Here is a 23,862-nt window from a genome sequence, read left to right as displayed (position 1 = left end):
TTAAAAATCACACGCCTGCATTAATCATGCTTTACTAGCGGAGCCAGTTCGGTCGCCATCAGGTTGGCGATAAACGGCTGAGCATCCGGATTGGGGTGAATTCCATCCTGCTGCATCCACTCCGGCTTCAGGTAGACCTGCTCCATAAAGAAGGGCACCAGAGGAATGTCGTACTGCTGTGCCAGGCGCGGATAGATCGCGCTAAACGCTTCCGTATAACGACGTCCATAATTAGCCGGCAGACGAATCTGCATCAGCAGCGGCTGCGCTTTCGCGGCTTTCACTTCGTCAATCACTTTGGTCAGATCCGCGGCGATATTCTGCGGCGGGAAACCACGCAGGCCATCGTTACCGCCCAATTCGATTAACACCCAGCGGGGTTGATGCTGTTTTAATAGGCCCGGTAAACGCGCCAGCCCTTGTCCTGCGGTATCTCCGCTGATGCTGGCGTTGACCACTTTGGGCTGCTGTTGCCACTCTTTATTCAGCAGGCTGGGCCAGGCCGCCGTGGCCGACATGCGATACCCGGCGCTCAGGCTGTCGCCCAACACCAGCAAGGTATCGGCGGCGGCGAGTCGGGACACCAGCAGAAGCAATAACAACAGGAAGGGATAATGCCAGCGGAAAACATTGTTGCAGTTCATCATCTTACTAAGTCCGTCGGTCAGGGAGAGCATCAGCTGACCATCCTTACCGGAGTTGAGCTGGTTGTCAAACCAGCTGAGACCATCGCCCTGATTGGCGAGTCCGGCTCGGGCAAATCCACGCTGCTGGGCATTCTGGCCGGACTGGATGACGGCAGCAGCGGCGAAGTGCATCTGCTTGGCCAGCCGCTGCACAGCATGAATGAAGAGCAGCGAGCGGCGCTGCGCGCGCGCGAAGTGGGCTTTGTGTTTCAATCCTTTATGCTGGTGCCGACGCTGAATGCGCTGGAAAACGTGCAGCTGCCGGCGCTGCTGCGTGGCGACAGCGATCGCGAAAGTCGCCGCCAGGCGGTGGAACTGCTGACGGTGCTGGGTCTGAAAGATCGTCTGCACCATTTGCCGGCGCAACTTTCGGGCGGCGAGCAGCAGCGTGTGGCGCTGGCGCGTGCCTTTAGCGGCCGTCCCGGTTTGCTGTTTGCCGATGAACCCACTGGCAACCTTGACCGTAAAACCGGCGATCGTATCGCCGATCTGCTGTTCTCCCTCAACCGCGATTTTGCCACCACGCTGATTCTGGTGACGCACGATGAACAACTGGCGGCGCGCTGCGACCGTCGCTTACGGCTGCGCGACGGCAAGTTGTGGGAGGAGTCATGATTTGGCGCTGGTTCTGGCGCGAGTGGCGTTCGCCCTCGCTGCTGATTGTCTGGCTGGCGCTCACGCTTGCGGTGGCCTGCGTGCTGGCGCTGGGTTCGATCAGCGATCGCATGGAGAAAGGCTTAAGCCAGCAGAGCCGCGACTTTATGGCGGGCGATCGCACGCTGCGCACCACCGCGCCCGCGCCGGAAGCGTGGCTTAACAAAGCGCGTGATGAAGGGCTGTCGGTCAGCAGCCAGCTGCACTTTATGACCATGACCTTCGCGCAAGAGACGCCGCAGCTGGCGGACGTAAAGGCGGTGGACAATGCCTATCCGATGTTCGGCACGCTGCAAACCGATCCGCCGGGCCTGCGTCCACAAGCGGGCACGGTGTTGGTCGCACCGCGTTTGCTGGCGCTGTTGAATCTGAAAGTGGGCGATAGCGTGGATGTCGGCGACACCACGCTGCGCATTGCCGGGGAAGTGATTCAGGAGCCGGATGGCGGCTTCAATCCGTTCCAGACCGCGCCACGTCTGCTAATGAATCTGGCCGACGTGGAGAAAACCGGTGCGGTGCAGCCGGGCAGTCGTCTGAGCTGGCGCTATAAATTCTCCGGCGATCCGGCACCCCTGGCGCGCTATGACAGCTGGATCGCGCCGCAGCTAAAAGCCGATCAGCGCTGGATCAGCGTGGAGAATTCGGAAGATGCGCTGGGCCGCTCAATGCAGCGTGCGCAGCAGTTTTTACTGCTTTCCGCCTTGCTGACGCTGATGCTGGCGATTGCTGCGGTGGCGGTGGCGATGAGTCATTACTGCCGCAGCCGCTACGATTTGGTGGCGGTGCTGAAAACGCTGGGCGCAACGCGCAAGGCGCTGCAGCGGCTGATTATCGGTCAATGGCTGGCGGTGCTGCTGCTGGCGGCGATTGTCGGGAGCGCCCTGGGGCAGGGCATTGAAGTGATTCTGCTGCTGATGCTGAAACCGGTGCTGCCGGGCGCGCTGCCTGCGGCGAGTTTCTGGCCGTGGCTGTGGGCGATCGGCGCGATGTTTGTGATTTCGCTGCTGGTGGGTTTGCGTCCGTATCGTTTGCTGATGGCGACGCAACCGCTGCGCGTACTGCGGCGGGATGCGGTGGCGAACGTTTGGCCGCTGCGATTCTATCTGCCGGCAATGGCGCTGGTGGTGATTGGCTTGCTGGCGCTGCTAATGGGCGGCAGCAAAATGCTGTGGGCGCTGCTGGCGGGCGTGGTGATGCTGGCGCTGCTGCTGGCGTTACTCGGCTGGGGCACCTTGCTGCTGCTGCGTCGGCTGGTGGTGCGTAATCTGGCGCTGCGCCTGGCGATCAACCGTCTGCTGCGTCAACCAGCGATGACGCTCAGCCAACTGGCGGCGTTTTCGCTGTCATTTATGCTGCTGGCGCTGCTGCTGGTGATGCGCGGCGATCTGCTGGATCGCTGGCAACAGCAACTGCCGCCGGACAGTCCGAACTATTTCCTGCTGAACATCACCAAAGAGCAGGTGCCGCAGGTACGCGACTTTCTGAGCGAGCATCAGCTTAAGCCGGAAACCTTCTACCCGATTGTGCGTGCACGTCTCACCGAGCTGAACGGCAAAGAGGCTGATCCCAAGCTGGATAACGCGCTGAATCGCGAACTCAATCTGACGTGGCAAGCGGAGCGTCCGGATCACAATCCGCTGATTTCCGGTAACTGGCCGCCGCAGCCCGGTGAAGTGTCGATGGAGGTGGAGCTGGCGGATCGTCTGGGCGTGAAGCTCGGAGATAGCTTGACCTTCAGCGGCGATACGCAGCAGTTCAGCGCCAAAATCACCAGCTTGCGCAAGGTGGATTGGGAGAGTCTGCGGCCGAACTTCTTCTTTATCTTCCCGCCGGGCGCACTCGATCAACAGCCACAAACCTGGCTGACCAGCTTCCGCATGGAGAGCAATCCGGCGCTGCTGGCGCAGCTAAATCGCGCATTCCCGACGCTGAGCCTGCTGGATATCGGCAGCATGATGCGCCAGATTGGTCAGGTGCTGACGCAGGTGAGCCAGGCGCTGGAAGTGATGGTGGTGCTGGTAACGGTGTGCGGCGTGCTGCTGTTACTGGCGCAGATCCAGGTTGGCATGCGTCAGCGTCGGCAGGAGTTGGTGGTCTATCGCACGTTGGGTGCCAGCAAGCGCCTGCTGCGCGGCACCTTATGGTGTGAGTTTGCGCTACTTGGCGTGGTGTCGGGGATTGCGGCGGCGCTGGGCGCGGAAGCGGCGCTGTGGGGCTTGCAGCGCAAGATCTTCGATTTCCCGTGGCAGCCAGACTGGACGTTGTGGATCGCCTTGCCGATCGGCGGCGCGCTGCTGCTCTCGCTGTGCGGTGCCTGGTTGGGGATTCGGCTGTTAAAACAGAAGGCGCTGTTCAGAAGCTTCAGTGCCGGATAAGCAAAACGGTTTTGTCTTAAATTTAAGTTCTGGTCTGTGTGAGTCGACTCCTGAAAGCAGACCAGACTTATTTAAGGCTAAATAAACGCTATCACGGCAAAAAGATGGCGGGGTGTTTTTCTTTAGTACCGGCACCACGGATGAAGTGAGCCATTTGGGAATGAACGACTGGTATATCGCGCCGCGTAATGGGCATATCACGATTCATTCGGAAGCGTCGCTGAATGCATTGTTCAGTGCGCATGGGTTCCAGATTACGCATCTGAATCGCTGGAGCCATGTGGCGATGAAGATGGTGGGATAAAGGGAGTTCTGGGCGGGCTGATGCCCTCAGCCCGGCCCTCTCCCAGAGGGAGATGTTAGCTCGATCGGTTCCCTCTCCCAGTGGGAGAGGGCTAGGGTGAGGGGAAAAACAGCTGAACTACAGCTTCTCAACCGCCCACGCAATCCCGCTTGCATACGCTTCCGGCAGCAGCGGCACCAGCGCATTCAAGGCTGACGCCAGACGCGCGTGATCGCTATCGGTGAGATTAAGATGCCCAACCTTGCGGCCTTCACGCACCTCTTTGTCATACCAATGCAGATGCACCAGCGGCTGCTGCAGCCACGCCAGATTCATCTCAGTACCAATCAGATTCACCATCACCGACGGCGCAAACACCACCGGCTTTGGCAGCGCCAGGCCCAAAACCGCGCGCAGATGCAGTTCGAACTGGCTGATTGACGCGCCATTCTGCGTCCAGTGGCCGCTATTGTGCACGCGCGGTGCTAACTCGTTGATCAGCAAACCTTCTGGCGTAATGAAACACTCCATCGCCATCACGCCGACGTAGTTCAGCTCATGCATGATGGCGCTGAGCATCGCTTCCGCCTGCTGTTGCTGTGCGGCATCGGCCTGCGGGAACGCCACGCTGGTACGCAGAATGCCGTCCTGATGCAGGTTGTGCGTCAGCGGATAAAATACCGTGCTGCCATCGTGTCCACGCGCGCCGACCAGCGACACTTCGCCGCTGAAATTAATGCCCTGCTCAACGATGCATTCGCCGTAGCACTCATCCGGCAGCGCATCGGTTTCATTGGCGCGCAAACGCCATTGGCCACGGCCGTCATAGCCGCCGGTACGACGCTTTACAATCGCCAGTTCGCCAAGCGAGTTGAACACATTTGGCCACTCGGCTTTATCGGCCAGCAGCTGCCACGGCGCGGTAGCGAGGTTCAGCTGATCCAGCAGCTGTTTTTGCGTCAGGCGATCGGCCAGACGCGGGAAAATATCGCGATTCACAAAGGCCGGATGGCTCGCCAGTTCGCGCGTTAACGCGGTTTCCGGCCAGCGCTCGATCTCAGCGGTGATCACGCTTTCGGCGATCGGCAGCGCAGAAGGTTCTGCATCTAAGCCCACCGGATAGACCGCGATGCCCAGCGGTTCTCCGGCCTGGCGCAGCATGCGGCCTAACTGACCATTTCCTAATACGCAAACCGGCTTCATGCGTCCTCCCGCGGATCCGGGTTGTTCAGCACTTCATCAGTTTGCGTTTGACGCCAGTGGGCGATGCGCGTTGACAGCGCGCTGTCGTGGATCGCCAGAATCTGTGCCGCCAGCAGGGCGGCGTTGGCAGCACCGGCTTTACCAATTGCCAGCGTACCCACCGGAATGCCGCGCGGCATCTGCACGATGGAGTAGAGGCTATCGACGCCGCTCAGCGCCGCGCTTTGCACGGGCACGCCCAGCACCGGCACCAGCGTTTTCGCGGCCAGCATGCCCGGCAAATGGGCAGCACCGCCGGCACCGGCGATGATCACCTGAAAACCGTTGTCGGCGGCGGTTTCCGCGAAGCTGAACAGTTTGTCGGGCGTACGGTGAGCTGAGACCACTTCAACGTGGAAGGGAACATCCAGGCTGTTAAGAATTTCCTCGGCGAACTGCATGGTAGCCCAGTCACTTTTGGAACCCATGACAATGGCGATACGGGCCGGGGCGGCGTTGGATGACATGCGGTCAACTCCTGTGAATATGCAAACGAACCTGGCCGGGCGGGCAGGCGAAGAAGGGCACAGAGAATAGCATGAGATGGCAGCAAGGAAAACGGTTGCGTAGGCGGAAAACGGGCATTGATGCCCGGATTTCAGAAGGGGAATTCGATCAGGCTGACGCCGCTGGCATCAAGCTGAATCATCGATCCGTTCTCATGCCAGGCACCCAGCACCGCGCGCTCGGCGTTTTTGCCGTGCAGCGGGAAGGCGTGAATGGCGGGACGATGCGTGTGGCCGTGAATCAGAATCGCCACCTGTTGACGCGTCATCGCGGCTTCCACCGCGGACTGATTGACGTCCATGATGCTGACCGATTTATGCTGATTCGCCTGCTTGCTGCCATTGCGCATGCGCGCAGCAATACGCATGCGCAGACGCAGTGGCAACGTGAGGAACAGACGCTGCAACCAGCGCTGATGCACTTTGGCGCGGAAGCGCTGATAGCCTTCATCGTCGGTGCACAAGGTATCGCCGTGCATGATCAACACACGATGTCCGTAGCGATCGAGCACCTTCTCTTCCGGCAGCAGCGTCATGCCGCTGGCACGCGCAAAACGCTGGCCGAGCAGGAAGTCGCGATTGCCGTGAATAAAGAACTTCGGCACCGGCAGCGCCTTGAGCACCGCAGCGATTTGCTGATGCAGCGGATTAGGATCGTCGTCGCCGATCCAGGCTTCAAACAGATCGCCGAGGATATAAAGCGCATCGCACGTGCGCGCTTCACCCTGCAAAAAATGCAGAAAACCGGCAGTAATTGCCGGTTCTTCATGACACAGATGCAGATCTGCGATAAACAGCGTGCGCGACATTACTCGCTAACAGTCACTTTCTGGATGACAACATCTTCAACCGGAACGTCCTGATGCATGCCGCTGCGGCCAGTTTTCACCGCTTTGATTTTCTCAACCACGTCCATGCCTTCAACCACTTCAGCGAACACGCAGTAACCCCAGCCTTGCAGGCTTTCGTCACGGAAGTTCAGGAAGTCGTTGTCTGCCACGTTGATAAAGAACTGGGCTGTTGCAGAGTGTGGCGCCTGAGTACGCGCCATCGCCAGGGTGCCTTTGGTGTTTTTCAGGCCGTTGTTCGCTTCGTTGCGGATGTCTGCTTTGGTATCTTTCTGCTTCATGCCAGGCTCAAAACCGCCGCCCTGAATCATGAAACCGTTGATTACGCGATGGAAGATAGTGTTATCGTAAAAACCTTCCGCGCAGTATTCCAGGAAGTTCTTCACGGTAGCCGGCGCTTTGTCATCGAAAGTTTTGATTACGATATCGCCATGGTTCGTCTGGAAAGTGACCATTATTTTCTTCCTGTCAAGGTTGTCGTCAGTATCAACTGCCACGCCTGTAAGCCGGCGGGGCATTTTTGTAGACGCTTCTTATATCACAATTTCCAATAACGCGTCAGTAACCGGACGGCAGTTGGCAACCGAGCGATGCACAAGTCAGAAAAATACGGCACAATAACCGGCTACGCTGCAAGGGCGTATCCCGCAAACGTCACTAACGGAACCATTCAATGTTGAAGATCTATAACACCCTGAGTCGACAGAAAGAGGAATTTAAACCTATCCACGCCGGTGAAATCGGTATGTACGTGTGTGGTATCACGGTTTACGACCTCTGTCATATCGGCCATGGGCGTACATTTGTGGCATTCGACGTGGTGGCGCGTTATCTGCGTTACGTGGGCTATCAGCTGAAGTATGTGCGTAACATCACCGATATCGATGACAAAATCATCAAGCGTGCCAATCAAAACGGGGAAAGCATTGAAACGCTGACTAATCGCATGATCGCCGAGATGCACAACGATTTCGCCGCGCTCGGCATTCTGCCGCCGGATCTGGAACCGCGCGCCACCCGCCATATCGACGAGATTATCGAGCTGGTCGGCAGGCTGATTGAACGTAAGCATGCGTACGTGGCGGACAACGGCGACGTGATGTTCGACGTGATGAGCGACAAGGATTACGGCGTGCTGTCGCGTCAGGATCTGGAGCAGCTGCAGGCCGGCGCGCGCGTCGAAGTGGCGGATGTGAAGCGCAATCCGATGGACTTCGTGCTGTGGAAGATGTCCAAAGCCGACGAACCGGCGTGGAACTCGCCGTGGGGCAACGGCCGTCCAGGCTGGCACATCGAGTGCTCGGCGATGAACTGCAAACAGCTCGGCACCCATTTCGACATTCACGGCGGCGGTTCGGACCTGATGTTCCCGCACCATGAAAACGAAGTGGCGCAATCCACCTGTGCGCACGATGGCCCGTATGTAAATTACTGGATGCACTCCGGCATGGTGATGGTTGATCGCGAGAAGATGTCGAAATCGCTGGATAACTTCTTCACCGTGCGCGATGTGTTGCAGCACTACGATGCCGAAACCGTGCGTTACTTCCTGATGTCGGGCCACTATCGCAGCCAGCTCAACTACGGCGAAGATAACCTCAATCAGGCGCGTGCGGCGCTCGAGCGCTTGTACACCGCGCTGCGTCATACCGATGCCAGCGCCACGGCGGCGGGTGGCGAAGAGTTCGAAGCGCGTTTCCGTACCGCGATGGATGACGACTTCAACACGCCGGAAGCCTATTCGGTGCTGTTCGATATGGCGCGTGAAGTGAATCGTTTGAAGACTGAAGACAAAGCCTCCGCTGATGCGCTGGCAGCGAAACTGCGCCAGATCGCTAACGTGCTCGGCATTCTGCAGCAGGATCCCGAGCAGTTCCTGCAAAGCGGTGCGCAGGTGAATGACGATGAAGTGGCGGAAATCGAGCATTGGGTGAAAGCCCGTTCCGACGCGCGTGCAGCCAAAGATTGGGCGCAGGCGGATGTGGCGCGCGATAAGCTCAATGAGTTGGGCGTGATCGTTGAGGATGGGCCGCAAGGTTCCAGCTGGCGACGCAAATAACCGGAGAGGGCGAGAAATCGCCCTTTTTTATTGATGGCGATTGAACAGATTCATATTCACGGCTTCCGCTCTGTGCGCGACCTGACGCTACCGCTACAACAGCTCAACGTGGTGAGCGGCCCGAACGGCTGCGGTAAATCCAACCTGTATAAAGCGGTGCGATTGCTGCACGAAGCGGCGAGCGGACGTTTAGCGCTGGCGCTGGCGGAAGAGGGCGGCATCCAGAAAGCGATGTGGGCGGGCGGATTGCGGCGCGGCGATCGTCGCCACGATCCTAAACGTCTGGCGCTCGCGGTGGTGATGGATGATATGGATTATCAGCTTGATATCGGTTTTCCTGAGCCGTTAGCCACCAGCATGTTTAACCTCGATCCGCTGGTGAAAGAGGAGCGTATATGGATGAGCGGCCAGCGTCGGCGTCCTTCCTCCTGCATCCTGCAGCGGCAAAATCAAACCGCTTTCCTGCACAACGTTGATGGCGAACGCGTTGCATATCCTGCGGTGCTGCATCCGGAAGAGTCGCTGTTTGGGCAGCTTGGCGAGCCGCATCTTTATCCCGAGCTTTCGCAGGTACGTGAAAGGTTACGCCAGTGGCGTTTCTATCATGAGTTTGCGGTGTGGCCCGGTTCGCCAATTCGTGCGCCGCAGATTGGCGTGCGCGCGCCGGTACTGAGCCACGATGGCAGCAATTTGGCCGCAGCCTGGGCCACGATTGTTGAACGCGGTCATTCCGAATTACTGCTTGAGGTGATGGCCGAAGCCTTCCCGGACACGGAATTTCACGTTGATGTGCAGAACGGGCGTTTTCAGATGCTGATGTCACGCCGGGGGATTTTGCGTCCGCTGGAGAGCGCCGAGTTCTCGGATGGCACGCTGCGCTTTCTCTGCTTAGTGGTGGCGCTGCTCAGCCCGCGTCCGCCGGCGTTTATGGCGCTGAATGAACCGGAAAACAGTTTGCATGAAGATTTGTTGCCTGCATTAGCGCGACTGATCGCCGAAGCCAGCCAGTTTAGCCAACTGTGGATCACCAGCCATTCACCGAAACTGGCGACGCTGATTGCGCAGCATACGGCGGTGAATCATATCGCGCTGGAGCAAATTGAAGGGGAAACTCGGGTGGTGGGGGAAGAGCGGATTTAGGCGTCCCGATTGGGACGCCTAAAGGTCAGGCAACAACCGTAATCTTAAAGCCCGCAAACTCGACCTTTTGGCCTTCAACAATCTTGCAGCGCTTACGCGTTTCGACTGCGCCATCAACGCGCACTTCGCCTTCCGCAATCACCGCTTTCGCCTGCGCACCGCTTTGCACCCAACCTTCGAGTTTCAGCAGGTCGCACAAATCAACGTGGGCATGTTTACCGAGAGAAAAACTGGCCATTATGCCTCCTCAATGTCGTGAAATTCTTCACACGCCGTTAGCGTGTTTTGGATCAGTGTCGCGACCGTCATTGGACCGACGCCGCCTGGAACGGGCGTGATGTACGAGGCGCGCTCAGCAGCCGCTTCGAACTCCACATCACCCACCACTTTACCGCTGTCGAGACGGTTGATACCCACATCAATCACCACCGCGCCCGGCTTGATCCAGTCGCCCGGAATAAAGCCCGGCTTGCCGACCGCCACCACCAGCAGATCGGCGTGCTCAACGTGATGACGCAGATCTTTGGTGAAACGGTGCGTGACGGTGGTGGTACAACCGGCGAGCAGCAGCTCCATGCTCATCGGACGGCCAACGATATTCGATGCGCCAACCACTACGGCGTTCAGGCCGTAAGTATCGATATTGTAGCGCTCCAGCAAGGTGACGATGCCGCGCGGCGTACACGGGCGCAGCTTCGGCGCGCGCTGGCACAGACGACCGACGTTGTACGGATGGAAGCCATCCACATCTTTGTCCGGCACGATGCGCTCCAGCACTTTGACGTTATCGATGCCGGCTGGCAGCGGCAGCTGCACCAGAATGCCGTCGATGTCGTTGTCGTTGTTGAGCGTATCAATCAGCTCCAGCAGCTCGGCTTCGCTGGTGGTGGCGGGCAGATCGTAGGAGCGGGAGATGAAGCCCACTTCATCACAAGCACGACGTTTGCTGGCTACATAGATCTGCGAAGCTGGGTTTTCACCCACCAGCACAACTGCCAAACCGGGCGCACGTTTACCGGCCGCCAAACGCTGCTGTACTTTTTCGGCAACCTCAAGGCGCACCTGCTGCGCAATCGTTTTACCGTCAATAATTTTTGCTGCCATCAGAGAGGAAATCCATCTGTAGAGGGTTAAATCGGGGATGGCGCCTATTCTGTCAGAAGCGCGTGCGGCTGTCAGGTAGAGATTCGCCATCAACGCCGCTTTCCCGATTTTCGCCGTGGCGCCCGCCCGCGTTAGCGCTTATGATGCCCGGCAGTGAATGAGATGGATGACGTGATGATTTGGTTAATTCTCGCCACGCTGGCGGTGGTGTTCGTGGTAGGTTTTCAGCTGCTGACGGCCAGCTCGCGCCATGCGGTGCAGGCGCTCAATAAACGGTTGCAACTGCCGCCGGTGCATATCGAATCGATGCTGTCGCTGATGGGCAAAGAGGCGGCAAAAGAGTTTACCGACTACATCGCGGGCGATAACGACACGCATCTGCACAATGGCGCGGCGGTGCTGCTGATTTGGCAGGTGCTGATTGTCGATGGCAGCGACGAAAATAGGCAGCGCTGGCATGGGATTTTGAGCCGGGCGGGGTTTTCAGCGTTGATATCGAGGCAACAGCTGTTGCTGGCGTTGGGGTTCTTGCGCCAGCTGGAGCCAGACAGCCAGGAACTGCATGCGCTGCGCGACCAGTACAATGCGCACTTCACGCAGCAAGGGATTGAGCTGGAAGGCGAAACGGAGCAGGGCGGGAATCTGGTGTCGCTAAGCGAATGGCGTAAGCGGCATTAAGGGGTTTTGGTTAATCTGACAGCACTCCGCTTATGTTCAAGGGCAAAAACGTTGACGCGCGAGCCGCTGGACGTATAATCCGACCCAATCACTATGCGCCCTTAGCTCAGTTGGATAGAGCACCGGCCTTCTAAGCCGTAGGTCACAGGTTCGAATCCTGTAGGGCGTACCATTTTTTCGGCTATTCTCATCTGTTAAATTCTATAAATCCCTTTAAAATCAGTATTTTTACCTGACGCAAGGTCTGTTGGTGAGGTTCCTTTCCAATTCTGACTGAAGGACTGACCAGGGGGATGGTTTATCCTGTCGTTCCTCCATTTGCTGTTCATTACGGGAAATTTTCTCGCGTCTGGCTGGTACCAACTTGTTAATGGGGGCCGGACTTTTGGTTCGGATGAGTTGGTTTTCTCGCTCCAGCTCCCCGATAATACGGGTGCTGATCAAATTTACGTTTCAGCCCAGGTAGAGTTTTCCACCAACGATAGCGATCCTGCTAGCGATATTTGAATGTGCTGATCGGCCGCATCCTCATGGAGTTTGCAGGTTCGCATGTGGGTTGAGCTGAACCCATTTTTTTTCATGTAATCGTAATCGATCTCTGCTCACTTCTTGTGGGATAAGGTTTCTCCGTGTGGCAGACGAAGATAATTGTGCCAGACGGGTTTTGCCACTTCCTGACGGAGCTGGCTTGTTCTCCTGAATTCGACCACCAGTTCGTCAAAGGTGACACCGGATGCATTACCACCGATAACGACCGGAACCTGAAGGTGGTGAGGCGCTGGCTTTAATGCATACGACTGCACACCAGAGAAGCTTTTGCCCTTGCGAATACGATCCATGTCTTTCATGAAATCAGGCTTAATTTTGGTCTAATCCTGTTAAGGCATTTCTCAGTCTGTTTATTTTTGCTTAAATAGCATTCAGCTCATATTCAAGTAGCTCAGTATTATTTTTCTTTTGCTGAATATATACAGTGAGATTACTGATTCCAATAACAGTGATAGCAAGTTTGTTCCACGCATCTTTATTCACTTTAGGTATTACTTCGGGAAGCTGTTGCAGTGCTGATTTTCTAAGCCATTAACCTTTAGTATGATCACCACGATAATTATTCAGTTGCAGTAACTCAAGAGCATTAGGCGCACGCTGGAACAATGTACTATGAGATTTTGTAAGGGCGTATTATCTTTGATAGAGATCGCTCTGTTAAACTGGAAGGGAAATCATCATCTAAAACGTTATTCGCATTATTCATATAAACTCCTTTTCATATGTAAAATACTGGCAAGCACAGTCCGTGTTCTACTTACTGATATGCCAGTATCTTATTGCTTATAATCAATATTAGTATTATTTCAGCTATTTAAGAATACAACTTTCTGGGTTATTATCTTGCTTTGTATTCAGGAGCAAAAAAGCAGCCTTTTATATACGGAGCGAATCCGTGTTATAAAGGCACTAAAATCAGAACTGAATCGCCACGGTTTTCACAGACTGGACTGTACGCTCCTTGGTCGATGATCCTGAGGTGGGGTGATCTCCTTTACGGAAATATCAGTATGCCGAAAGATCTCTAAGCATTACGGAACTATTAAGCGTGATGGTTAAAATAGATAAAGATTAACATGTAAATTCTTTGTGTGGATGTGCACCATCCTGTAATCGGCATCCACGGCACCAAGACTGTACGATAAATCGACCATCACCCATATTTCTCATACCAAAATCATTATACTTGTAGAAAATATGTAATCTAGCTTTGCTGGAGCATGACGGGCAGCTTTTAAACATCTCGCCATTTTTTTCAATGACCATAGAATCATGAAGTGAGTTTTGACATGTAACACATACATCTTCATGCTGCATTTCAGACATAAAATCAACCTCTTCATTATATTCTAAATCAGGCTAGGTGAATGCTAGGTGCTTAAAATGCACCCTAAATCATTAGCGTGTGTAATGATACTGGCACGGGACAAAAATTTTTCAAAACAAATTTACATTCTCAATCGTAATGGTTAGCATTATGAAATAAGAATTTTCTGTTATTTTTTTAATAAAATCGTTAAAAAACAATAGCTTAATTTTTTAAGTCAAATTAGTTATGAGTCAATACGGTTTTGTACTTGTAAATAAAATTTTTAATTTTTCTTTTAATGACATTCTGGATGGTAATGTGATCGAGAAAAATTTCGCAAAAACAACAAATTCTGAGTGGGTGCTTAGAAATAGCCTCTACTGGATGAGTGCTGTAACTCGCTGGAAGCTGGATGAAGACGAGCTGAACTGGATCGTATCGTTTGAGTCTTTCAACGATGAAGTTAAATTCGAATTTCAACGGTTGCTGAACGACTACAAACTTCGAGAGAAGCTTCAGGTACAAACCGGTCATGCCAGAACTTCGATCATCGACAGTGTTCTACGAAGCATCGATTCGAGACTTGCCGAATGAATACGATGCCATTCAACTTTGACCGCCTTAGCAACGGCAAAGTCTTCATCAGTAACCTTGCTGGCTTTCACAGCTTCGTCGATAACGAAGAACTGAACCTTCTTGCTGAAAACAACTTTTCTCCAGAGCAAACCACTTCCCGACTGCTTGAAAGCAGATTGTTCATTGCAGACGATGCTACTCAAGCAGTTTCAATAGCCTCCCTGAGTTCTGCTTTTGCCAAACGACTGATGAACGAGCTGGCCGTCAGACCAATCTTCATGATTGTGCCTACTCTCAGGTGCGATCATACATGCAGGTATTGCCAGGTCAGCAGAGCATCGGTCACCGCTGATGGTTATGACCTAAACCCAGAACTGATACCGCAAATCGTCAGCACCATTAAGAAGCTGGGCACTTCACCTTACAAGATAGAAGTGCAGGGCGGAGAACCGCTTCTCAGGTTCGATCTCGTCCAGGCAATTTATGAAGAGTGTGTGAGTTCGTTAGGTAGTGATGCTTTCGAAATGGTTATTGCCACGAGTCTTTCAATACTCGATGAAAGCATCCTATCTTGGGTTAAAGAACGGAATATCACCTTTTCTGTCTCTCTTGATGGTAATGAAGCCGTCCACAATAAAAACCGTATCCTCACCAACTCTCGGGCTCACACTAAAGCTGTTACGGGCATTAGAAAAATCACTGAAGAACTGGGAGCAAACCGGATAGCTACTGTAACTACAGTTACAAAAGAGTTAACAAAAGAGCCAGCTTCCATAGTGGATGCTCATCTGTGCCTTGGCCTCACTGACATGTTTATCCGTCCAGTAAGTCCCTATGGTTTTGCTCAGAAGCAGAGCTTCACTTTTTCAATGCTTGAATATTTTGAGTTTTATAAGAAGTTAATGCAGGAAGTATTGCTTCAGAACCAGAAGGGCATACCCGTCGTTGAGCACTCAGCCTCAATCCACCTCAAGAGAATTTTCAATCCAGGCTTCAGTGGTTATGCAGATCTGAAATCACCAAGCGGAGTAGTGCTGAACTGCATCCTCTTTAACTATGACGGTAAAGTCTACGGTAGCGACGAAAGCCGTATGCTTCAGAAAGTAAACCCCGAAGCAGATTTCAGTGCTGGAGAATTTGCTTCACTCTCATTCAGTAGCAACGAATACTACCGTTCCGTCCTTTCCTCTTCATTTAACTTTGCCATGCCCGGCTGTGATACATGTGCCTATCAGCCTTTCTGTGGTGCAGATCCTTGTCAGAACATAAGTGTTCATGGTGAACCTGTTGGAGACAAGAGTCGTTCCACTTTCTGTCAGTATCATAAAGGGATGTTCCGCTTCCTTCTGAACGAAATTTCTCAGGATGGGCCAATGGCTGAGATGCTCAAAAGGTGGGCTTATGTCTGAGGTGCTGAGAAACGATATTTTCAGGTTTTCATCAGACTTACCAGTTCAACAGGGCTTTTATCGCCTGTGTAAATCAAAGCCCGAAAATCCTCAGTTTTATCTGCCAAATTTGCTGATTACTAAAACTAAGTTTCATTCAAGACTGCCTGCATATTTTGCTGATTCCGTAGCAAGCAAATACCTTTTCGATTCGATAGAAGATGGCGATATTGGGATCGTCAACAACGGAAATATGCTCCGGGTGGTTCTGTCCCGAAGAGCAAACCATAACACTGTCCTTATCACGGAAAGGTGCAACAACAGTTGCCTGTTTTGTTCTCAGCCTCCTAAGACAGGTAACGATGACTGGCTTCTCAACCAGTCAGCTCTCGCTATCGCTTCTTTTTCCCTGAATGGAGTAGTAGGGGTAAGTGGGGGAGAGCCTCTACTCTATGGAGAAGACTTTCTGCACTTCCTCGATTTCATCATCGAAAATGCCCCTGACACAGCACTGCATGTACTAACCAATGGACGGAAGTTTGCGGATGTCAGCTTTACCCAGCAAATGAAAGAACGAAGTGAAAAAATCAAAATCACTTTTGGCATTCCACTTTATTCTTCAAGAGCAACAGTGCATGACTACTTGGTCGGAAGCGAGGGAGCATTTAATGAAACAGTCAGGGGACTGATCAATGCAGGTAACTCAGGAATCAACATCGAATTGAGGGTCATCCCTACTCAGGCAAACTATACAGAGCTTGATGACATCGTAGAGTTAGCTGGTCGTGTCTTCTCCAACATTAACCAGATATCTCTGATGGGGTTAGAGTCAATTGGATGGGCCCGTAATAACTGGTCATCAATCTTCATAGAGCACGACAACTATAGTGAACGAATCCTTTCTGCTGTAGACACTGCACACAGATCAGGTATCCCTTTTACCATCTTCAATTACCCGTTGTGCCACCTTCCTGAAAGGGCATGGAATTTTGCAACTCAGTCGATCTCTGACTGGAAAAATTACTATCCCAAAGAATGTGATGAATGCACTCAGAAGTCTTCTTGTGCTGGTTATTTCAGTTCATCAAAAGGCCGTTTTCATCAACCTCCGAGACCAATAATATGAAAAAGTTTAATTTCGCTGCTCTGCTTCCGGGATTTTTGGCTCTTAACAATTCTGTCTGGGCGAGTGATTCGTCTACTGGTGCCAGTGACTTACCTGGTATGACCCTGAATGAACATGATTTAGTGATAGCTCCGCTCAACACCGAAGTGCCGTTCTACATCGCCGGACACAGAAGTCACAGTTCTCATCGTAGCCACAGCTCACACCGTTCCTCATCAGGCGGTGGTTACTATGGTGGAAGCACTCCTTACTATCCCAAAACATACAGCTCACCTAGTACTTCCGACTCATCCAATTTAGGAACTCGTTCGTCATCATCTTCATCTTCTGTCCGTTCACTTCGTTCAAATGACTCTGATACCTCAACCACAACAAATTCAGCAGGAACAACAGGTGCCAATCGTGCAAGTAGTGGGCTGACTTCGGATACAGAAAAACGTAAGCGATTAATTATGAGAGTGCAGTTCGCTTTACTCGATAAAGGTTTCTATAGCGGTAATATTGACGGGAGCATGGGTCCTGCAACAAGGACAGCAATAAAGAATTATAGAGTTGCAAATGGATTGCCTACTCAAGCAAGAGAAACATTAGATACTCAATTATTGAACTCTTTAAATATATTGGCCCGATAAAATATTGGGGATAAAAAGAATGAAGATAAAACTGTCAATTTATAAAACAAAAAGATTTACAGATGACATTGATCAAGTTTTGAATCTAGAAAGAGTCAAAAGGCCTGTCGAATTCGAGGTGGAGAATGCCCGAGTGTACCTTTATGCAAAGCAAGTGGTGGATCCAACACAACCTGAATGGACAACTTTATTCACAAGCCAAAGTACGGACTTAGAACCCGATTTCTTCGGTATGAATAGTAGCACTGGTGCAGTATTAGTTGTTGAGGTTGATAATACAAGGTATCTTATTCCGTTCGGAACTGGCCATCACTTAATTAATGATGATCGTATCGTCAAAGGTTTTGGACTTAAAACAACCTTGAACTGTATTGAGCATAAAAAAATTCGTAGCTTGGATAAAGGCAGTCATAACGAAACAAATTTGCTAACTCGTAGTCAGAGCAGTAAAGAAGTTGATATATACAATCTTAAAATAGATTCTGAGATGGATATTCTCACGACACTCACAGGCACTTCCACTGAAGATGTATTAGGAAATAAAATAACAGGAAAAGATGCGTTTATAATTGTGCCTGATGTAGACATAAAATCAATCCCTGGATTATTAACTAAAATAGACTCAATTTATCTGTTACCTCTTCCCGAAGAATTCGAATGGGTTAATAATATCAAAGAAGCTGATGAAGCTGAAATTGAGATATTGGATTCAATTTTGATCGATTTAATGAAAGAAAGGGACTTCAGTGATATTTGGTTAGGTGAGCCAGAAATTGTGGATTGGGAAAACCAAATAGGCTATTGTTTCGAGAGGAAACAAAGAAGTGTTATTTATGAAAGCTTATCAGTAAATCATATATGTGAGTATTTTGATGGGAAAAATGCTGATATAACTGTTGATGAACTTAAAAGAAGTTGTTTGCATGTGTTGAATGCCGATTACGAAGCCATAAAAAAATGGTCTTTGTATAGATGTATTTATGCTGAAATAAAGGAAGGAGATCAGAACTATATTCTGCGAGATTCCATATGGTATGTTGTAGATAGAAAGTTCGTAACGAACATTGATGATGAAGTAAAAAAAATATTAAAATATGAGGAGTCAGATAAGTTCCCGGTATACTCCTATAAAAGAGAAGAAGATTACAATAAAAACGTGTGCCTATATGATAAATCATTTATACATATGGATCAAAAGTTTATTCATTACGGTGGGGGTAAAAGTAAAATTGAATTTTGCGATCTTATAAAAGACGCTTCAGATTTTATTCATTTGAAATATTATAGTGGTTCACAAAGTATGAGCCATCTTTTCTCACAAGGATTTGTCGGTTCTGAGCTTTTTATAAGCGATTCAGAGTTTCGCGCGAAGCTTAATGAGAAGCTTCCTGACCATATAAAATTAGCTGATCATATAGCACGACCTGATGCCAAAAATTATAAATTAGTTTTCGCCATAGCTACGAATAAACAACTCCCTGAAGATCTACCTTTGTTTTCAAAAATAAATTTAAAGAACTTTTACAAGAGTATCAGCAATTTTGGTTACGAAGTCAGGATTTGCAAAATAGATGTAGATCCTAAAATTTACAAAAAGAAATTATGTAGGCCTCAAAAGAACAAGCTTTAAGTTGATTATTTGATATCAGAGTTTTCTGTCAGTTAATTGAGGTAATCGCTTTAATCCCTGAGGAGTCAATGAAACACTTTCGGATTCTCAAGCATTTTCTTAATGTGAGAAGTAATAATCGTGAGATTTAAAAAATGTTCGAGCTGTAAATTTATTTAATATTTTGAGTATTAAAATGAATATGGGCTATTTATTTTTCGAGTCTCTCTGTCTTTTTTATTATCAGATTTATAATCTGCTTTCTTTCCATGTTGCTTTATAAGATACTCTGAAGATAAATTGTGATATAGATATGCCAAAATAGCGCTGGATTTTTTTCAAGCTTAATAATTAAGTTGGCACACTCTATTTGTCTCAAAGGAACCATTTTCTTCAAGGGTCTAAAAGTATAGGTCGGGAGATCTTTATCATTAATCAACTCTATCACTTTCGGGGATATGTCTTTTAAAACTGACAGGCTCGATTTCAGAGGCTCAACAATTATATTCAATGCTGTACAAAGCATTTCAACAGGAACTCCTACTCTTACAGCTTCTTTTTGACCTGCTCTCGGTTGATTAATAAACCCCGATGTTAGTCATCTCTTCATCTGACCCTGACCCCGAATATGATACAGGCATAATCAGGAATAACCGGCTTCAGGTTGGTTGCTTATTCTGGCAACCGGCAGACGTTTCGGCAAATTCGGATGGGGTCATCCAGCCCGAAAATCGTAGCATTAGCAACCTAAAAGATAAGCAGAAGTCAAGCTCGCGTAATCTCTCGATCTCCCTCACGCAAACGTCCTATTCGGATGCGCACCGTTTCCGGCATCGCACTCTGATTCTCCTCCCTCAGCCCCAGCATCATATTGCATCCATTGAACAACCCGGCATCGCCCAGCCGCGGCATTGGCAGCAATCGGGTGGGAATCGTCAGCCAAAACCGCAAATCGTAGTCACAGCCCAGATACGTACGCAGTAGCGCCATCACATCCTGTCTGAGCTGTCCGTCAGGCATCCAGCCCTTTGCCTCATCAGGATCGTCTGTTGAAAGCTCGACCCGTGAGCAGTAACCGACTACGCAAGTTTCATCACCCAAAATCGGATTCTGATCGAGCGTCATGCCGCTGAGCATTGAAAGTCGGGCGCGTTTCGCCACCGGCATCGTCACCGGATGTTGTGCGAAAACCTCAACTTTGGTGTTCGGTGCCTGGCTGTTGATCACCGCTGCAATACCTTCAGCAGTGTGCGTGGTATGCAGCAGCGGTTTAAGTATCGCCAGCAGGCGTGATGACGGCTGATCGCCGCCGTGGGTAATGCCGGTTAGCGCCATCAGGCTTTGCGAAACCGTATCGGTACCGCCTGGCTCAAAGGTTGCCGGATAGCTGTACTTGCGCCAGATGCGGTAAAACTGCGTCATCAGCCGATGATTGAAGATATCCAGAAACGCGGCCATCGCATCAGCGCCGTCACGTCCCTGGTTGATGTCATTAATGATGCTGGTGGGCAGCGGCGAATCCACGCCGTACAGGCCGAAGAAGTTGGTTCGGACCGTTGGTATCGCATCAGGGTTATCGGCGTCAATTTCCGTGCGTTTTAGCTCCCCGGCGGGAAAGCCCAGATGCGGATTGGGACGAAAACGCACTGGGTCACTTTCTGGCGTGCGGCCCGTGCCGAGGCGGCTGCCGGTCGTTTGCTCAAGCAACTGGCAGAAGCGGTAGAAGTTGTACTGCGCGGTCTGGTCATTGCCGTTATCGTCTAGCCAGAACGGCTTTTTGTTTTCTTCGCTCACATCAGCACCCTGTCAATGCGCCGCTCCGGCCAGGCCCACTCGGTGCCCGACGCGGTCAGCAGCACCGTCAGCTGGGTAAAGCGCATCACGCTGGCGTACTGCGTCAGGAACTGTTCCAGCAGCTCGCAGAACAGGCGGGCATCGCCGGTGCCGCTGAACTGGGTTTCATCAAGCGCCACGCGAATACGCACCCCGTGCCAGTGATACAAGGCGTTATAGTCCTGACGCCAGCTGACGTGACGAATACCGCTGATGCGACGGCGGTTGTTATCGTCATTGCTCCAGTCAAACAGAGCCAGCACGGCTCGAAGGCTTGCAGCGTCGTTAATCATCTGGCTCAGCGCGCGCGGATGCAGCAGCGATATCACATGCCACTGATACAGCTGCGTGGTTGGCGGGTAGTAAGGCATAGAAGGGGGATGACGCGTTGTGCACTGCAACGTTAGGTTGCCGGTGACCGCGCTTCCATCAAATACGGCTTTCTCCAGCGCCATACGCGGATAGTTACCATTGGTGCAGGTGATGTTCATAAACAGCGTGGCATCATCCTCGCCCCGATCGGTCTCGCTTGCATCGCCACCCAACATCAGCAAGGTTTCATAAAGACCGCTGACACCACGCCAGATGCGCGTATGGAAATATCGCTCCGGCCACGACTCTTTGCGTTGCAACATGCCCCCTTTTTGCCGGAAGTGCCGATACGGCACATAACGCCGCTTATCCAGTGTTTCGCTGGCGGCAACTTCATCAACACTGTAAATCTCAGTGTGCTGATCGCGCAGGCGGTGAGGACGCAGACGATAATCGAGCACCGCAGGCTTCACCTTCAGCGGCTCGGCGTTCAGCGTAAACAAGTTAATCACCGGCACGCAATGAATGCGCAGCGCGTCTGCCGGCAGGGAAATATCATGCGGAAGCGGCTGACTAAGGTGAATATCGAGAAGCACCTCGCGGCAGCGTTCGTTGAAGAGAAGTGTGTTTAGCCCCGAAAGAGTAAAGAAGGCGTAGCGAGCCGGAAAACTGAAATATTCCAGTAGCGGGCGCACTTCACCACAGAGTGCAGGACTGTCGCTTTCCGGCCAGACCGGACGCCAGTGCTGTTGCCAGCGGGCACGGATGTCGCCACTAAATGGCTGCGGATCGGGGTTATCACTCTGCGGCAGGCGAAAAGTGATGTTGCGCAGATGACAGGTCAGCGCATGGTATAGCAGCGACTGCACTGGGCGATCTCCGTTGATATAAAGCGGAATATCACTGAGATCGACCTGGCTCGTATCGGCCTGAGGGCTGAGTGTAAACCGCAGGGAGATCATCTGGTGTCCATCGGGATGGAAGGGCGTCGTTATCTCGCCCAGCGTCAGCGGATGCAATTTCAACGCATCGGTCGTGCGATAAGGGCAGCGCAGGCCAGTGATATCCATCGGTCGGGTCAGCAGCGTTGTACCTTCCGGCAGCACCGCATCACGTACCTGAGCGACGCTATCGGGCGTAAGTTCCACCACAGACATTGATGGCAGCGTGCGGTTCACCACGGGCAGCAGATGCCCAAGCAGCGGCTCCGTCAGCTCCGGAATATCGTCATCAATCTTGCGACGCATCTGCGCCATCATCAGCGAAAAACCCTGAAACAGCTGCTCGACCGAGTCGTCCATCTTCAGAGATTTGCCGTCTACGCCCAGTCGCCGTCCCGCCTCCGGATACTGCTCCGCAAACTCCTGCGCAGCGGCTTTCAGATAACGCATTTCGCTGTCGAAATATTTCAGAAAATCATGGTCGTTCATGGTTCACCTACTCACCCAGCGTGAGTGCCAGATAACTCACTGAGCAGAGTGAAGCCAACCACAGCACCAGCAGTGAGATCATTGCCCGGTAAAACATGACTCTTGTTCCGTGCAGGCGATCAGCCATAGAACGCGGGCGGGCAAATTTTTTCGGCCATAGCTGCGCCATGCCTCGGTCAAACTCAGCAAGGTCGTCTTCGTTGTTGAGCAATGCGAAGAGCCGTTCATCGAGCCATAAACGCCAGCAGTAGTAGTGTGTGATGAAGAACAACACCATTAACGGCAGGCTCAGCGCGGAGTAGAAAAGGCTGAGTATCAGCGCCAGTGGCGGCAGTGTCAGCGCGGCAAAGTAGCGCCAGCTTGCCAGATGAATTTGCACAATTCGTTTGGTCATCATGATGTCTGACATAGCTGTTCCTTGCTAACATAGGCGGTATCACGCGAAATACGGGTTGATGAGGTAGACACTACCAGCAGGCCATCCGGCGCGTCTGGCCACTCTTTACCTTGTGGCGAGATCACCATGCCCGGACGGATATCCATGCCGTTGCTCATACCGTCGAAAGTGACCTGCTCGGTGATCAGGCGTTCCTGGCGACATCTGACAAACCACTGTCCCTGTTCCGGTAGAGTCTGGTACTCCTTGCCCAGCAACTGATAGTTTTCACCATAGCGATACAGCTCTCCCGTAAGCGCAGGCTTATCAGGATCGGTTTCCGCTTGCGCCTGCATGTCATTTTGCGCGTTGCGGTAATACTCATCATTGAGTCGTGTGCTGGCGGCAACGGATTGGCGATTAACGGAAATATCCCAGAGAGATTCCAGGCCGCCATCAAATAACCCTGACGGATGGCGAAAGACGATGCTTTGCTCAGCACCATAGGCCTGCGCGCTGTCACCGAGAACCAGCACATCACGGTGGTTTTCTTCATCCCAGGTGAAGTAATAAAAGACACCAATGCGCGACAGATGACGCTCTATAAAGGCGAGATCGCTCTCCGCATATGAGATATAGAAATCGCGAATCGGATATTGAGTATTCAGGCGAAAGTGATAATCCAGCGAGGAGTATTCCCAGCGTTTAAGGATATCCTCTACCGCACCCGGTACACTTTTATGCTGGTAAACGGCATAGGTCAGGCTGTTTTTTAGCAGCGCAAGGCGCGATTCTAGCGTTACCACATAACGTGTTTGGTCAGCAGAGGATTCGCACTGCTGGAAAGCGGTAACTACACCGCGCAAAATGCGGGGTTCCACTGACTGCCAGGGTTGGCCGTCAGGGTAAAACAATAACTGGGCCGTGCTGTTAATCAGAATATCGGCGGGAATATCGCGTGTAGCGCTAGTGAATTCAATACTGTACTTCCACGGCGAATTTAATGCCTCTTCACCGCTAAAACGCAGCACCGACAAAAGAATATCAGGACGCTGATTTTTCAGCGTCTGGATGCTCAGTTGATAGTGGCTGTATATTGGCGTCTTGCCAGCCGTAATCACAAAATCCTTCTTGCCCATTTACAGAT

General features: G+C 51.7%; 22 protein-coding genes, 1 tRNA gene and 1 pseudogene. 12 read left to right on the top strand and 12 right to left on the bottom strand.

The features are described from left to right. Positions 1 to 20: 20 nt before the first annotated feature. Positions 21 to 647 (bottom strand): multifunctional acyl-CoA thioesterase I/protease I/lysophospholipase L1, encoded by a 627-nt coding sequence (tesA, locus tag ACVLVH_RS10715; RefSeq protein ID WP_176971305.1) that lies wholly within the window; start codon positions 645 to 647, stop codon positions 21 to 23. On the opposite strand from tesA, the gene ybbA reads away from it, so the two are divergent. The 3 genes and pseudogenes from ybbA to ACVLVH_RS10700 form a co-directional block, all read left to right on the top strand. After that, positions 615 to 1,301, top strand: coding sequence for a putative ABC transporter ATP-binding protein YbbA (gene ybbA, locus ACVLVH_RS10710; RefSeq protein WP_101762379.1), 687 nt, complete (start codon positions 615 to 617; stop codon positions 1,299 to 1,301). The genes tesA and ybbA overlap by 33 nt on opposite strands. Continuing rightward, entirely contained in the window at positions 1,298 to 3,715 is a 2,418-nt protein-coding gene (gene ybbP / locus ACVLVH_RS10705; protein WP_498949360.1) for a putative ABC transporter permease subunit YbbP, read from the top strand. Before ybbA ends, ybbP begins: the two co-directional genes overlap by 4 nt. A gap of 109 nt (positions 3,716 to 3,824) precedes the next feature. Beyond that, positions 3,825 to 4,019: pseudogene (locus tag ACVLVH_RS10700) on the top strand (methyltransferase domain-containing protein); the annotation flags it as partial. Between the two features lie 117 nt (positions 4,020 to 4,136). On the opposite strand, the gene purK reads toward ACVLVH_RS10700, so the two are convergent. The 4 genes from purK to ppiB all read right to left on the bottom strand — a co-directional run bounded on the left by purK (position 4,137) and on the right by ppiB (position 7,049). Then, positions 4,137 to 5,201 (bottom strand): 5-(carboxyamino)imidazole ribonucleotide synthase, encoded by a 1,065-nt coding sequence (purK, locus tag ACVLVH_RS10695; protein ID WP_280172542.1) that lies wholly within the window; start codon positions 5,199 to 5,201, stop codon positions 4,137 to 4,139. Beyond that, positions 5,198 to 5,707 carry a 5-(carboxyamino)imidazole ribonucleotide mutase gene (purE, locus tag ACVLVH_RS10690; RefSeq protein WP_192236684.1) on the bottom strand — a complete coding sequence of 170 codons (510 nt, stop codon included), beginning with the start codon at positions 5,705 to 5,707 and terminating at the stop codon, positions 5,198 to 5,200. Before purE ends, purK begins: the two co-directional genes overlap by 4 nt. A gap of 131 nt (positions 5,708 to 5,838) precedes the next feature. Further along, positions 5,839 to 6,555 carry a UDP-2,3-diacylglucosamine diphosphatase gene (locus ACVLVH_RS10685; protein ID WP_498949357.1) on the bottom strand — a complete coding sequence of 239 codons (717 nt, stop codon included), beginning with the start codon at positions 6,553 to 6,555 and terminating at the stop codon, positions 5,839 to 5,841. Continuing rightward, the gene (gene ppiB, locus ACVLVH_RS10680; protein WP_008103818.1) at positions 6,555 to 7,049 is read right to left on the bottom strand and encodes a peptidylprolyl isomerase B; all 495 of its coding nucleotides are present in this window, start codon (positions 7,047 to 7,049) and stop codon (positions 6,555 to 6,557) included. The genes ACVLVH_RS10685 and ppiB overlap by 1 nt, the downstream gene beginning before the upstream one ends. A gap of 218 nt (positions 7,050 to 7,267) precedes the next feature. Here ppiB and cysS point away from each other — a divergent pair, with 218 nt between their 5' ends. Together cysS and ACVLVH_RS10670 are read left to right on the top strand one after the other, a co-directional pair. Then, positions 7,268 to 8,653, top strand: coding sequence for a cysteine--tRNA ligase (gene cysS, locus ACVLVH_RS10675; protein WP_498949355.1), 1,386 nt, complete (start codon positions 7,268 to 7,270; stop codon positions 8,651 to 8,653). Positions 8,654 to 8,686: 33 nt separating this feature from the next. Beyond that, positions 8,687 to 9,793 (top strand): AAA family ATPase, encoded by a 1,107-nt coding sequence (locus ACVLVH_RS10670; protein ID WP_277974907.1) that lies wholly within the window; start codon positions 8,687 to 8,689, stop codon positions 9,791 to 9,793. A gap of 25 nt (positions 9,794 to 9,818) precedes the next feature. Here the strand turns inward: ACVLVH_RS10670 and ybcJ are convergent, their stop codons facing one another. After that, on the bottom strand, positions 9,819 to 10,031 hold the full coding sequence (ybcJ, locus tag ACVLVH_RS10665) for a ribosome-associated protein YbcJ (protein ID WP_007890771.1): 213 nt from the start codon (positions 10,029 to 10,031) through the stop codon (positions 9,819 to 9,821). Continuing rightward, on the bottom strand, positions 10,031 to 10,897 hold the full coding sequence (gene folD / locus ACVLVH_RS10660) for a bifunctional methylenetetrahydrofolate dehydrogenase/methenyltetrahydrofolate cyclohydrolase FolD (protein WP_036648219.1): 867 nt from the start codon (positions 10,895 to 10,897) through the stop codon (positions 10,031 to 10,033). The genes ybcJ and folD overlap by 1 nt, the downstream gene beginning before the upstream one ends. A gap of 174 nt (positions 10,898 to 11,071) precedes the next feature. Here folD and ACVLVH_RS10655 point away from each other — a divergent pair, with 174 nt between their 5' ends. Continuing rightward, positions 11,072 to 11,575, top strand: a complete 504-nt coding sequence (locus ACVLVH_RS10655) for a DUF1198 family protein (RefSeq protein WP_008103811.1) — start codon at positions 11,072 to 11,074, stop codon at positions 11,573 to 11,575. Between the two features lie 95 nt (positions 11,576 to 11,670). Continuing rightward, positions 11,671 to 11,747, top strand: a tRNA-Arg gene (locus ACVLVH_RS10650). A gap of 430 nt (positions 11,748 to 12,177) precedes the next feature. On the opposite strand, the gene ACVLVH_RS10645 is transcribed toward ACVLVH_RS10650, so the two are convergent. Then, positions 12,178 to 12,414 (bottom strand): hypothetical protein, encoded by a 237-nt coding sequence (locus ACVLVH_RS10645; RefSeq protein ID WP_192414080.1) that lies wholly within the window; start codon positions 12,412 to 12,414, stop codon positions 12,178 to 12,180. Positions 12,415 to 13,751: 1,337 nt separating this feature from the next. On the opposite strand from ACVLVH_RS10645, the gene hxsD reads away from it, so the two are divergent. Genes hxsD through ACVLVH_RS10620 form a run of 5 tightly spaced genes read left to right on the top strand, consistent with a single transcriptional unit; the run spans position 13,752 to position 18,785 of the window. Beyond that, entirely contained in the window at positions 13,752 to 14,027 is a 276-nt protein-coding gene (hxsD, locus tag ACVLVH_RS10640) for a His-Xaa-Ser system protein HxsD (protein WP_280172545.1), read from the top strand. Further along, complete coding sequence (gene hxsB, locus ACVLVH_RS10635) at positions 14,024 to 15,418, top strand: His-Xaa-Ser system radical SAM maturase HxsB (protein WP_192414082.1); 1,395 nt, start codon at positions 14,024 to 14,026, stop codon at positions 15,416 to 15,418. Before hxsD ends, hxsB begins: the two co-directional genes overlap by 4 nt. Beyond that, positions 15,411 to 16,523, top strand: a complete 1,113-nt coding sequence (gene hxsC, locus ACVLVH_RS10630; protein ID WP_192414083.1) for a His-Xaa-Ser system radical SAM maturase HxsC — start codon at positions 15,411 to 15,413, stop codon at positions 16,521 to 16,523. The genes hxsB and hxsC overlap by 8 nt, the downstream gene beginning before the upstream one ends. Then, the gene (gene hxsA, locus ACVLVH_RS10625) at positions 16,520 to 17,155 is read left to right on the top strand and encodes a His-Xaa-Ser repeat protein HxsA (RefSeq protein ID WP_192414084.1); all 636 of its coding nucleotides are present in this window, start codon (positions 16,520 to 16,522) and stop codon (positions 17,153 to 17,155) included. Before hxsC ends, hxsA begins: the two co-directional genes overlap by 4 nt. Positions 17,156 to 17,174: 19 nt before the next feature. Beyond that, positions 17,175 to 18,785, top strand: a complete 1,611-nt coding sequence (locus tag ACVLVH_RS10620; protein WP_192414085.1) for a TIGR04141 family sporadically distributed protein — start codon at positions 17,175 to 17,177, stop codon at positions 18,783 to 18,785. A 744-nt stretch (positions 18,786 to 19,529) separates the two neighbouring features. On the opposite strand, the gene tssG is transcribed toward ACVLVH_RS10620, so the two are convergent. The 4 genes from tssG to ACVLVH_RS10600 are packed head-to-tail and all read right to left on the bottom strand — an operon-like array spanning position 19,530 to position 23,854. Then, entirely contained in the window at positions 19,530 to 20,558 is a 1,029-nt protein-coding gene (tssG, locus tag ACVLVH_RS10615) for a type VI secretion system baseplate subunit TssG (protein WP_192414093.1), read from the bottom strand. Then, positions 20,555 to 22,339, bottom strand: a complete 1,785-nt coding sequence (gene tssF, locus ACVLVH_RS10610) for a type VI secretion system baseplate subunit TssF (protein WP_192414095.1) — start codon at positions 22,337 to 22,339, stop codon at positions 20,555 to 20,557. Before tssF ends, tssG begins: the two co-directional genes overlap by 4 nt. Before the next feature lie 7 nt (positions 22,340 to 22,346). Next, positions 22,347 to 22,748, bottom strand: coding sequence for a hypothetical protein (locus ACVLVH_RS10605; protein WP_192414097.1), 402 nt, complete (start codon positions 22,746 to 22,748; stop codon positions 22,347 to 22,349). After that, a complete protein-coding gene (locus tag ACVLVH_RS10600; protein ID WP_498949348.1) occupies positions 22,733 to 23,854 on the bottom strand; it encodes a type VI secretion system Vgr family protein in 1,122 nt (373 codons plus the stop codon). The genes ACVLVH_RS10605 and ACVLVH_RS10600 overlap by 16 nt, the downstream gene beginning before the upstream one ends. Between the last annotated feature and the right edge of the window lie 8 nt (positions 23,855 to 23,862).

The sequence above is a fragment of the Kluyvera sp. 1366 genome (assembly GCF_054823405.1).
The sequence above is the reverse complement of the archived record's forward strand: the minus strand, read 5'-3'. Positions and strand labels throughout refer to the sequence as shown.

Excerpts from the sequence above, each read along its gene's own strand:
- tesA (WP_176971305.1), bottom strand. The coding sequence starts at position 647 with ATGATGAACTGCAACAATGTTTTCCGCTGGCATTATCCCTTCCTGTTG.
- purE (WP_192236684.1), bottom strand. The coding sequence starts at position 5,707 with ATGTCATCCAACGCCGCCCCGGCCCGTATCGCCATTGTCATGGGTTCC.
- cysS (WP_498949355.1), top strand. The coding sequence starts at position 7,268 with ATGTTGAAGATCTATAACACCCTGAGTCGACAGAAAGAGGAATTTAAA.
- ACVLVH_RS10685 (WP_498949357.1), bottom strand. The coding sequence starts at position 6,555 with ATGTCGCGCACGCTGTTTATCGCAGATCTGCATCTGTGTCATGAAGAA.
- hxsC (WP_192414083.1), top strand. The coding sequence starts at position 15,411 with ATGTCTGAGGTGCTGAGAAACGATATTTTCAGGTTTTCATCAGACTTA.
- ACVLVH_RS10605 (WP_192414097.1), bottom strand. The coding sequence starts at position 22,748 with ATGTCAGACATCATGATGACCAAACGAATTGTGCAAATTCATCTGGCA.
- ybcJ (WP_007890771.1), bottom strand. The coding sequence starts at position 10,031 with ATGGCCAGTTTTTCTCTCGGTAAACATGCCCACGTTGATTTGTGCGAC.
- ACVLVH_RS10645 (WP_192414080.1), bottom strand. The coding sequence starts at position 12,414 with ATGGATCGTATTCGCAAGGGCAAAAGCTTCTCTGGTGTGCAGTCGTAT.
- ACVLVH_RS10670 (WP_277974907.1), top strand. The coding sequence starts at position 8,687 with ATGGCGATTGAACAGATTCATATTCACGGCTTCCGCTCTGTGCGCGAC.
- folD (WP_036648219.1), bottom strand. The coding sequence starts at position 10,897 with ATGGCAGCAAAAATTATTGACGGTAAAACGATTGCGCAGCAGGTGCGC.
- ppiB (WP_008103818.1), bottom strand. The coding sequence starts at position 7,049 with ATGGTCACTTTCCAGACGAACCATGGCGATATCGTAATCAAAACTTTC.
- ACVLVH_RS10620 (WP_192414085.1), top strand. The coding sequence starts at position 17,175 with ATGAAGATAAAACTGTCAATTTATAAAACAAAAAGATTTACAGATGAC.
- ybbA (WP_101762379.1), top strand. The coding sequence starts at position 615 with ATGCCAGCGGAAAACATTGTTGCAGTTCATCATCTTACTAAGTCCGTC.
- ACVLVH_RS10600 (WP_498949348.1), bottom strand. The coding sequence starts at position 23,854 with ATGGGCAAGAAGGATTTTGTGATTACGGCTGGCAAGACGCCAATATAC.
- hxsA (WP_192414084.1), top strand. The coding sequence starts at position 16,520 with ATGAAAAAGTTTAATTTCGCTGCTCTGCTTCCGGGATTTTTGGCTCTT.
- purK (WP_280172542.1), bottom strand. The coding sequence starts at position 5,201 with ATGAAGCCGGTTTGCGTATTAGGAAATGGTCAGTTAGGCCGCATGCTG.
- hxsB (WP_192414082.1), top strand. The coding sequence starts at position 14,024 with ATGAATACGATGCCATTCAACTTTGACCGCCTTAGCAACGGCAAAGTC.
- tssF (WP_192414095.1), bottom strand. The coding sequence starts at position 22,339 with ATGAACGACCATGATTTTCTGAAATATTTCGACAGCGAAATGCGTTAT.
- ybbP (WP_498949360.1), top strand. The coding sequence starts at position 1,298 with ATGATTTGGCGCTGGTTCTGGCGCGAGTGGCGTTCGCCCTCGCTGCTG.
- ACVLVH_RS10655 (WP_008103811.1), top strand. The coding sequence starts at position 11,072 with ATGATTTGGTTAATTCTCGCCACGCTGGCGGTGGTGTTCGTGGTAGGT.